This window comes from Paenibacillus sp. ICGEB2008, from assembly GCF_000307675.1.
Classification (GTDB): domain Bacteria; phylum Bacillota; class Bacilli; order Paenibacillales; family Paenibacillaceae; genus Paenibacillus; species Paenibacillus polymyxa.
On sequence record NZ_AMQU01000018.1, the window covers coordinates 51,494 to 60,865 of the forward strand.

General features: G+C 47.1%; 7 protein-coding genes, 11 tRNA genes and 2 rRNA genes. All 20 read right to left on the minus strand.

The window, feature by feature from the left end; translation table 11 throughout:
- Window positions 1-26: 26 nt before the first annotated feature.
- Window positions 27-1,166: a tRNA guanosine(34) transglycosylase Tgt gene (gene tgt, locus C400_RS0117760; RefSeq protein WP_016819139.1), complete on the minus strand. Its 1,140-nt coding sequence runs from the start codon at window positions 1,164-1,166 to the stop codon at window positions 27-29.
- A gap of 20 nt (window positions 1,167-1,186) precedes the next feature.
- Complete coding sequence (queA, locus tag C400_RS0117765; protein WP_016819140.1) at window positions 1,187-2,215, minus strand: tRNA preQ1(34) S-adenosylmethionine ribosyltransferase-isomerase QueA; 1,029 nt, start codon at window positions 2,213-2,215, stop codon at window positions 1,187-1,189.
- Between the two features lie 7 nt (window positions 2,216-2,222).
- On the minus strand, window positions 2,223-4,316 hold the full coding sequence (locus C400_RS0117770; RefSeq protein WP_017427791.1) for a SpoIID/LytB domain-containing protein: 2,094 nt from the start codon (window positions 4,314-4,316) through the stop codon (window positions 2,223-2,225).
- A gap of 225 nt (window positions 4,317-4,541) precedes the next feature.
- Window positions 4,542-5,549 carry a Holliday junction branch migration DNA helicase RuvB gene (gene ruvB / locus C400_RS0117775; protein ID WP_016819142.1) on the minus strand — a complete coding sequence of 336 codons (1,008 nt, stop codon included), beginning with the start codon at window positions 5,547-5,549 and terminating at the stop codon, window positions 4,542-4,544.
- 50 nt (window positions 5,550-5,599) lie between these two features.
- Complete coding sequence (ruvA, locus tag C400_RS0117780; protein WP_016819143.1) at window positions 5,600-6,214, minus strand: Holliday junction branch migration protein RuvA; 615 nt, start codon at window positions 6,212-6,214, stop codon at window positions 5,600-5,602.
- A complete protein-coding gene (gene ruvC, locus C400_RS0117785; RefSeq protein WP_016819144.1) occupies window positions 6,211-6,714 on the minus strand; it encodes a crossover junction endodeoxyribonuclease RuvC in 504 nt (167 codons plus the stop codon). Before ruvC ends, ruvA begins: the two co-directional genes overlap by 4 nt.
- A gap of 230 nt (window positions 6,715-6,944) precedes the next feature.
- Window positions 6,945-7,646, minus strand: coding sequence for a BofC C-terminal domain-containing protein (locus C400_RS0117790; RefSeq protein ID WP_016819145.1), 702 nt, complete (start codon window positions 7,644-7,646; stop codon window positions 6,945-6,947).
- Between the two features lie 114 nt (window positions 7,647-7,760).
- Window positions 7,761-7,834 (minus strand) — tRNA-Pro (locus tag C400_RS0117795).
- A 7-nt stretch (window positions 7,835-7,841) separates the two neighbouring features.
- A tRNA-Leu gene (locus C400_RS0117800) sits at window positions 7,842-7,921 on the minus strand.
- A 12-nt stretch (window positions 7,922-7,933) separates the two neighbouring features.
- Window positions 7,934-8,010 (minus strand) — tRNA-Arg (locus tag C400_RS0117805).
- 5 nt (window positions 8,011-8,015) lie between these two features.
- A tRNA-Gly gene (locus tag C400_RS0117810) sits at window positions 8,016-8,090 on the minus strand.
- Between the two features lie 35 nt (window positions 8,091-8,125).
- Window positions 8,126-8,201 (minus strand) — tRNA-Lys (locus C400_RS0117815).
- Between the two features lie 28 nt (window positions 8,202-8,229).
- Window positions 8,230-8,306 (minus strand) — tRNA-Asp (locus tag C400_RS0117820).
- 26 nt (window positions 8,307-8,332) lie between these two features.
- A tRNA-Met gene (locus C400_RS0117825) sits at window positions 8,333-8,409 on the minus strand.
- A 30-nt stretch (window positions 8,410-8,439) separates the two neighbouring features.
- Window positions 8,440-8,515: transfer RNA gene (locus tag C400_RS0117830), tRNA-Val, on the minus strand.
- Between the two features lie 9 nt (window positions 8,516-8,524).
- Window positions 8,525-8,596 (minus strand) — tRNA-Glu (locus C400_RS0117835).
- 17 nt (window positions 8,597-8,613) lie between these two features.
- Window positions 8,614-8,705 (minus strand) — tRNA-Ser (locus C400_RS0117840).
- Between the two features lie 3 nt (window positions 8,706-8,708).
- Window positions 8,709-8,784 (minus strand) — tRNA-Asn (locus tag C400_RS0117845).
- Between the two features lie 18 nt (window positions 8,785-8,802).
- Window positions 8,803-8,919 (minus strand): 5S ribosomal RNA (gene rrf, locus C400_RS0117850).
- A 150-nt stretch (window positions 8,920-9,069) separates the two neighbouring features.
- A 23S ribosomal RNA gene (locus C400_RS28050) occupies window positions 9,070-9,372 on the minus strand; the annotation flags it as partial.

Below are 9,372 nucleotides of genomic sequence, written 5' to 3' on the forward strand. Positions count from 1 at the left end.
CCCTTTCGTATACTCTCCCCTAAAACTTAAAAGCCTTTATCATTATCATGAAGACCGTACTGCTCAAAAAATTCATCGCGGAAATCAAGCAGCCTGTCATCCATAATCGCTTGTCTGACATTACGCATCAATTGTATTAAGAAATGCAAGTTATGATACGTTGTCAGTCGGAGCCCGAAGGTTTCATCTGCTTTAATTAAATGTCGCAAGTAAGCACGTGAATAATTGCGACAAGTGTAGCAATCACAAGCCGGATCAAGCGGGCCAAAATCGCTTGCATAATTCGCATTCCGAACGACAAGACGTCCTTGACTTGTCATCGTTGTCCCATTGCGAGCAATTCGGGTTGGAAGTACACAGTCGAACATATCCACACCACGAATGGAGCCTTCAATCAAAGCATCCGGCGAACCTACGCCCATCAGATAACGTGGTTTGTTGGTAGGAAGCAGAGGAACCGTATAATCGAGCACTTCATACATCAAATGCTTAGGTTCACCTACACTCAGTCCACCAATAGCATACCCCGGGAAATCCATGGAAGTCAAATCTGCCGCACTTTGCTTACGCAGATCTTCATGCATGCCTCCTTGTACAATGGCGAACAGACCTTGATCATGAGGACGCGCATGTGCCTTCAAACAACGCTCAGCCCAACGGCTGGTACGCTCCAGTGACTTTTTCACGTATTCATACTCAGCCGGAAACGGTGGACATTCATCGAAGGCCATCATAATATCCGAGCCAAGTGAGTTTTGGACTTCCATTGCCACTTCCGGAGAAAGAAACTTCTTATCTCCATTTAAATGAGAGCGAAAATGAACACCTTCCTCTGAAATTTTACGCATTTCACTTAAGGAAAACACTTGGAATCCGCCGCTGTCTGTTAAAATAGGACGATCCCAATTCATAAACTTGTGCAGTCCGCCCGCTTCACGGACAATATCATGACCAGGACGAAGAAACAGATGGTACGTATTACTCAAAATAATTTGAGCATCCATCGCTTTCAGTTCCTCAGGGCTCATCGTTTTAACAGTTGCTTGAGTTCCCACAGGCATAAAGGTTGGAGTCTCAATAACTCCGTGGGGGGTGTGTACACGCCCCAGACGTGCTCCTGATTGCTTGCAGGTCTTAATATGTTCGTATCTTATTGCTGGTGCCATATTTTCTCTACCATCCTTAATTAATAAATGAACATAGCGTCCCCGAAGCTAAAGAACCGATATTTTTGGTCAATCGCCTCCTGGTAAGCATGCATAATATTCTCTCTGCCAGCTAGTGCGCTGACCAGCATAACCAAGGTGGACTTAGGCAAATGGAAATTCGTAATCATTGCATCCACCACACGGAATTCATAGCCTGGATAAATAAAAATCTGTGTCCAGCCACTGCTGGCCTGTAGCACACCATCTACGAAGTTATTGCCCACCGTCTCCAGCGTTCGGCAACTGGTTGTTCCCACTGCCACGACTCTCCCACCGCGTGCCTTGGTTGCATTGAGTACATCTGCCGTTTCCTGTGACAATGAATAGTATTCTTCATGCATAACATGTTCTTCAATCGTATCCACCGACATCGGTCTGAACGTCCCTAAACCGACATGAAGTGTGATAAAGGCAACCGTAACGCCCTTCTCTTTAATTTGGTCCAGTAATTCTTCTGTAAAATGTAACCCTGCCGTTGGTGCCGCAGCAGAACCTTCGTGCCGAGCATAAACGGTTTGATACCGCTCACGATCATCCAACTGTTCCTTGATATACGGAGGAAGCGGCATCTGCCCCAAGCGATCCAGAATCTCCTGAAAAATACCATCATATGAAAATGAAAGTACCCTGCCGCCCATATCTCCTTCTTCCTCAATAACTGCCTTCAGCTCATCACCGAAAACAATAACAGCTCCCTTTTTCAGCTTTTTGCCGGGTTTCACCAATGCTTCCCATCGGTCTCCCTCCAGTTGTTTAAGCAGCAGAACCTCGGCCTTAGCCCCAGTGTCTTGCTTGATGCCAAACAAACGTGCAGGAATTACTCTGGTATCATTCAGAACCAGCGTATCCCCTGGCTGAAGATACTGCACAATATCCGAAAATGTATGATGTCCCACTTCGCCGTTGTTTTTGTTTAACGTCAGTAATCTAGAAGCGGTCCGCTCAAGCAAAGGCGTCTGTGCAATTAATATTTCAGGTAGTTCAAAATCGTAGTCGTTTACGTTCATATATTGGTCAGTCCTTAACTATATCCACATTTTTGTAATAGTGTTGCAAAATTTTCTTGTAATCATACCCCTGCTCTGCCAAACCGTTGGCCCCCCATTGTGATAAGCCCAAGCCATGACCATTCCCTTTACCTGTAAAAATAAAGCTTTGCGTTTTGTCGATGACCCGTGCATGGCGATCTTCATTCATGACGACCACCCCGTTACCACTTGAAGTGCTGGTGCCAGATGCAGACAGAATTTGGGTGCCTTGTGTGCCGCTTATATGAGTAGTAGCTCCATCAGCGCCTAATACAGTATAACTGCCGGTACTCGCAATATCAAACAATGTGCTCGGCAGTCCCCCCATCGCTGAGCGATACATGTCCGGATATTTCACTTTTAAAGGAGTGCCATCTGCTTCAACCTCCAATACTCGCCCTGACGGACCTCGTTTGGTGACATCAAGTTGATTAATAGAGGATGGTACCGTGCCAGTTATTTTTCCTTGCAAGGACTTAGCAATTTGAGCTGCTGTAAAGGGACCTCTAACCCATGCATAGTCTCCGGACTGAGGCACCTTTTCCAAAACAATCATCTCTTCGCCCGGCTGCGCCTTTGCTACGGGGGTAACCGTTGATTGGATTTGGGGAATAGGACGCACATTTGTATTTTCCGCAGTGACGGTTATTTTGTCTAACCCTGCTTCTGTGACTCCCTCCAGCTCCTTAGCATTATCCTCGCGAATATAGCCTGTCTTGCCACTGGAGAGAAGTACGTGATACCACTCTTGTGCTCCTTTTTGTGCCGAAGTATCTCCCGAGCTGTCCACGCTCGCAAACGCTTCACCACCACTATTCCACACCTCGGAAGCATCTGCTGTCACACCGCCCGCATTAGAAGAGAATACAGCTTCGACCACTTTGCCGCCACTCTTAATAACTTCACCAGCTGTTGCATCTACAGCCTCGTTGACATTCGCATGTTCTGAGCTCTTACCGTTGTAAGCTTGGCTTAGGGTGCCATCTACCACATTGCCGATCTGAAACCGATTGCCTTGGGCAAGCGCATAACTGCGAGCAGCTACCGCTTGAGCCTTGAGCGCTTCATCTGGCCATGAAGAATAGACCTCTGCTCCTACTACGGAATACAAATACTGCTCCAAAGGGACTTCATTTACAAGCGCCAGCTGTCCTGACGTCATGCCAATCTCCATGTCGCCGCGATATGTACGCTGTGATCTTTCGACCACTTGGATTCCATTATTACCGCCGTTGACAATTACCTTGCTGTTATTAGAGCCACTTAGCATGTAATGAGACATCGCCTGTGAGCCTGTCGTTACTCCTGCTTCCTGTCTTAGAATCAGACCAGTTTGAGTAGTATTCACTTTGGAAAGGGTGAGTCTGGGCTGCTTGCTCTCCAGTTCTGTTTTCAAGGCCGACAGCTTGCTGTCATTACTTTCTTCTCCAACCCATACAGCGTACTGGCCTCTTGATTGAATTACTGTAAAAGCATCAAAGCCTGCGGCAGCAATAGTCGTGCGAACAAGATTAGCCTCCTGCTCGGTTCCGTAGCTTCCCGTCGACCAATGTTTGTTTCCCTTAACTTCGGCCTGTGCTCCGGTTGCTGAGGAAATCCGCTGCACAGCAGCCTGTGCCGACTGTTCACTAGCATATAATCCCGCATACACTTGATAGACAGAGCTACCGTTTTTTGAACCGATAAAAACAGTAGGTTTATCATTAGTCTTTTGTAGAGCTTGAGCCGCTTTTATCGCAGTCGCTTCATTTCCTTCAAATACCTTCACTCGATAGCTGTCTACACTAAAACGAGCCGTACTGTCCGGCAGTCCCATCCAAGCCTGAAAGCTGCCCCCACTGTTCTGGCCGACACTCAGGCTTCCTGATGATTTCAAAGTTACAGCGGGGACTGTCGCTTTATATTTGCTACCTAGATCCGCAAAGATCACTACACGAATATCTTCTTGGGCGGCAGCAGCGTGAACACCCGAAGACCAAGGTATGCAAGCTGTAGCTAATACCATAATAACTGCTGCTCGTTTGAAGGCGCCTGTCCACGCTCCGAAAGTTTTTTTTCGGTTCAATGTTTCTCCACTCATTTCTAGCTCCCCCAATTCTAGCTGACTATCACTTTTATTACATGATTTATCGGATCTCGACCTGCGTATTTCCCTTTAAATACATCGGCGGAATAAACCAAATTTTGAACCCGCTCGAATCGGACTTACACACTTCTTACCTCAATTTATCTGTCTATCCATTTCATATCGTCATACTTTCGAATAGCATTCAATGATTTTTAAAAGTTCACCATGGTTTTCTAGTCACCGTGGGTCTGTTGGCATTGGAATTCCAAGGTGAGCATATGCCGCCGGAGTCACCGTTCGTCCCCGAGGTGTTCTTTGTAAAAGACCAATTTGTAACAAATAAGGCTCATACACATCCTCAATCGTCTGGCTCTCTTCGCCAATGGTCGCAGCAATGGTGTCCAATCCTACAGGTCCGCCCCGGAATGAATGAATCATAGCCTTAAGCATTTTATGATCAATTTCATCCAGCCCGAGTGGATCTATTTGAAGTCTCCTTAGTGCTTCAGCAGCCAACTCTGAATGAATAATACCGTCTCCGGCCACTTGGGCAAAATCACGTACCCTTTTTAACAGTCGGTTGGCAATCCGCGGTGTTCCCCGTGAACGCAATGCAATTTCCTCCGCCGCGTCCCCGACAATCTCAATCTCCATAATATCCGCATTCCTAGACACGATGTAAGCCAGCTCGTCTGTCGTATAAAACTCTAACCGACTAATAACGCCAAACCGGTCACGTAATGGCGCAGAGAGCAACCCAGCGCGTGTAGTAGCACCTATAAGAGTAAAGGGAGGCAAATCCAAACGCACCGAACGTGCACTCGGACCTTTGCCAATCATAATGTCCAGTGCAAAATCCTCCATCGCCGGATACATAACTTCTTCCACTGTACGATGAAGGCGATGAATCTCATCAATGAACAAAACATCACCCTCTTGAAGATTGGTTAGCAATGCTGCCAAATCTCCTGGTCTTTCAATTGCAGGGCCTGAAGTCGTACGTAAATTAACCCCCAACTCATTGGCGATAATGTTAGCCAGCGTGGTTTTACCCAATCCAGGCGGTCCGTACAATAATACATGGTCCAATGCTTCTTTACGCATCTTGGCTGCTTCAATATATACTTTCAGATTTTCCTTAACCTGATTTTGCCCGATATATTCATTTAGATAACGGGGGCGAAGGCTTAACTCCGCCGTCTGGTCTTCCATCATCAAATTGGCGGAAATAATCCGGTCATCCATATTCCATCGCTCCTCTTTTTACCAGAATCCTATCCACGGACATCAGCGTCCTATCCGGCAAACAACAGTTGCAAAGCCCGTTTCATCAAAATATCAGCTGAATCATCAGGTTTCGCATCTTTCTTCATTTTGCTCCATACCTTATCTAGTTCAGCATCCGTGTAACCGAGCGCCTTAAGCGCTTCACGCGCCTCACTCCAATACGAACCTTGGCCTTCTTCTACAACAGGCTCCGCAAACAATCCGGTAGCCATTCCCAACGCCCCAATACCGTCCAGCTTGTCTTTCAAATCTAGAATCATACGTTGTGCCGTCTTTTTACCAATTCCCGGTAATTTGGTGAGAAATGTGATATTCTCCTGATAAATCGCCGTCACCACATGAGCAGGCGTACCGCCTCCCAAAATCCCAAGTGCCACACGCGGTCCAATACCAGATACATCGATCAGTTTACGGAATAATTGCTGCTCCTCACGGGTTGCAAACCCAAACAGTAAAATAGCATCTTCCCTTACATGATGATGAGTGTAAATAACCACCGGTCCTTCCGTTTTGGCGAACGCGTAAGGATTGGGACAAAATACCCGATACCCTACACCATGCACATCCAAAACGACATATTCATTTTCCAAGTGAGCTACAGAACCACGCAAGAAATCTATCATTTTCGTAATACCTCATTTAATTTTGAATTTAGTCCATAGGAATGCGCATGACAAATAGCCACTGCCAAAGCATCCGCTACATCATCCGGTTTGGGCACAGCCTGGAGCTTTAGAAACATTCTAACCATCTCCTGTACCTGCTTCTTCTCCGCCTTGCCATACCCTACAATAGCCTGCTTTACCTGCATCGGCGTGTATTCCCCTATAGGCAAATTACGTTGTTTGGCAGCTAATACCAGCACTCCACGTGCCTGACTTACGGACATAGCCGTTGTAACGTTGCGATTAAAAAAGAGCTTCTCCAATGCTACCGCATCCGGCTTATACTTATCAATTAATTGCAACATGCCTTCATATACATGAAGCAGCCTGTCTTCTTCGGGGGTGTGTGCCTCCGTCTGGATGCAGCCATACTGCACAGGAACCACCTTACTACCAACCTTGTCTACAAATCCGAAGCCCACAATGGCAATACCCGGATCAATTCCTAGAAAACGCAAAAAAATCTCTCCCCTATCGCTCAAACATGACGTAACTAACTAACAGCCAGCACTATCGTCAATATACATGACCAAATCCCATATAAAGCGAACATATGTGTCGTTCTTTTCATTATAACAAAACTTTGTATCTAATAGAGGAAAAAGTTTAACCATGAGTGAAAACATAAAAAGAGACGCTACAAACCTCACCTCGTGGGCAAAGCCTAACGTCTCCGTACTTGGTGTAATCAATAATGCTGCTTTAATACCCTCTGTGTTCGCTCCACTGCAAAATCACTAAAAGTGGAGATTACACTGTTATACTCATTTATATCCTGTACACGGATTCCCTGCTGAAGTTGTTTATATACCCCTTCCGGCAAGGCCGTCTCCATGGACCCTATATCCAATTGAAAAAAGGTACGAATTACTTTTTCCTTTTTTGGCAGCCCTTCAAACAGTGTAAGCTGCCCATCAGTGCTTAAGCCCATATATGCGCGCTCTTTGCATGACTCCGACAAATCTTCCACTCTGCGCTCCAACCACACTTCTCCTTTAGTATTAAGTCTTCCCTTCCAATCGGGATGTTGCTTCAGCAAATTTTCCAGCTGCTTTGAACTTAACGTTCCCAAGGAAGTGGTCTCCGTGCCACATACGTAGGTAGTTAACAAACGGGTCTTCCTGCTTATACCGGAAGCACGAATACTTTGCAATAGCTGCATCTGTGGGGAGCGGTCTTCGGTCGGGCTATATGATAACTCCTTCATTTCCACCTCTGCCATAACGGGAGTAGCCAGTGGTTGCGACAGCATAGCCTGCATATGATTCGAAAACAGAACGCCCAAACCTGCCAGTAAACAAGCCGCACTAAAAATAGTACATGCCCACACTGCTCTTCTCCACTGTTTCCAGCGCCGTTTCATCTGTTTTTTCCAACTTAATCGCTTCACAGTAATCCCTTCCGTCCCACTTTTTGTGTTAGTGTAACCTGAAGATTACTGAATTATACAAAAGATAATAACATAAACAAAAAAAGCCGCTGCTTCCAGCGACTTTCTTTTGAATCGGGATGACACGATTTGAACATGCGACCCCCTGGTCCCAAACCAGGTGCTCTACCAAGCTGAGCTACATCCCGAAATAGATGCCGGTGAGAGGACTCGAACCTCCACGGTTTCCCTCACGATTTTGAGTCGCGCGCGTCTGCCAATTCCGCCACACCGGCTTATGAAATTAATGGCGCGCCCTGAGAGATTCGAACTCCCGGCCTTTTGATTCGTAGTCAAACGCTCTATCCAGCTGAGCTAAGGGCGCAAATATGGAGCGGACGACGGGAATCGAACCCGCGACCCTCGCCTTGGCAAGGCGATGCTCTACCGCTGAGCCACGTCCGCAATACAATTATATTCATGACGTATAAGTACATGAATGGTGAGCCATGAAGGACTCGAACCTTCGACACCCTGATTAAAAGTCAGGTGCTCTACCAACTGAGCTAATGGCTCCCAACAGGGTAATGTAACTTTGTGAAAATGGCGGAACTGACGGGATTCGAACCCGCGATCTCCTGCGTGACAGGCAGGCATGTTAGGCCTCTACACCACAGTTCCATAATAATTCTCATTAAAAAGTTAATTGGTTGCGGGGGCAGGATTTGAACCTGCGACCTTCGGGTTATGAGCCCGACGAGCTACCGAACTGCTCCACCCCGCGATAATAGTAGGGAAATCTATTGAAAATAAATGGTGGAGGCTGAGGGGATCGAACCCCCGACCCTCTGCTTGTAAGGCAGATGCTCTCCCAGCTGAGCTAAGCCTCCATACTACTATGACCCGTAGGGGATTCGAACCCCTGTTACCTCCGTGAAAGGGAGGTGTCTTAACCCCTTGACCAACGGGCCATGCTATAAAATAATTCTGGCGGAGAGAGAGGGATTCGAACCCTCGAGACGCTTTTGGCGCCTACACGATTTCCAATCGTGCTCCTTCGGCCAACTCGGACACCTCTCCATATGGCTCCCCGAACAGGACTCGAACCTGTGACAACTCGATTAACAGTCGAGTGCTCTACCAACTGAGCTATCAGGGAATAATAATTATAAAGTTCGCTTGGCGGCGTCCTACTCTCCCAGGACCCTGCGGTCCAAGTACCATCGGCGCTGGAGGGCTTAACGGTCGTGTTCGGGATGGGTACGTGTGGAACCCCTCCGCTATCGCCACCAAACGTGAATTTGCTCCGCAAATTCTTCCGTAAGGTTATTCGGTTCATCACGGATCGTGTGAATGAATCGCCATACGCTTGTTGTATGTACTTCTACATACTTTCAAGGTTACACCTTGAAAACTGGATCCGAAACTCATTGCGTCTTATCTTTAGGATAAGCCCTCGACCGATTAGTATTGGTCAGCTCCATGCATTACTGCACTTCCACCCCCAACCTATCTACCTCGTCGTCTTCAAGGGGTCTTACTCATTGGGAAATCTCATCTTGAGGGGGGCTTCACGCTTAGATGCTTTCAGCGCTTATCCCTTCCGTACATAGCTACCCAGCGGTGCTCCTGGCGGAACAACTGGTACACCAGCGGTACGTCCATCCCGGTCCTCTCGTACTAAGGACAGCTCCTCTCAAATTTCCTACGCCCACGACAGATAGGGACCGAACTGTCTCACGAACGT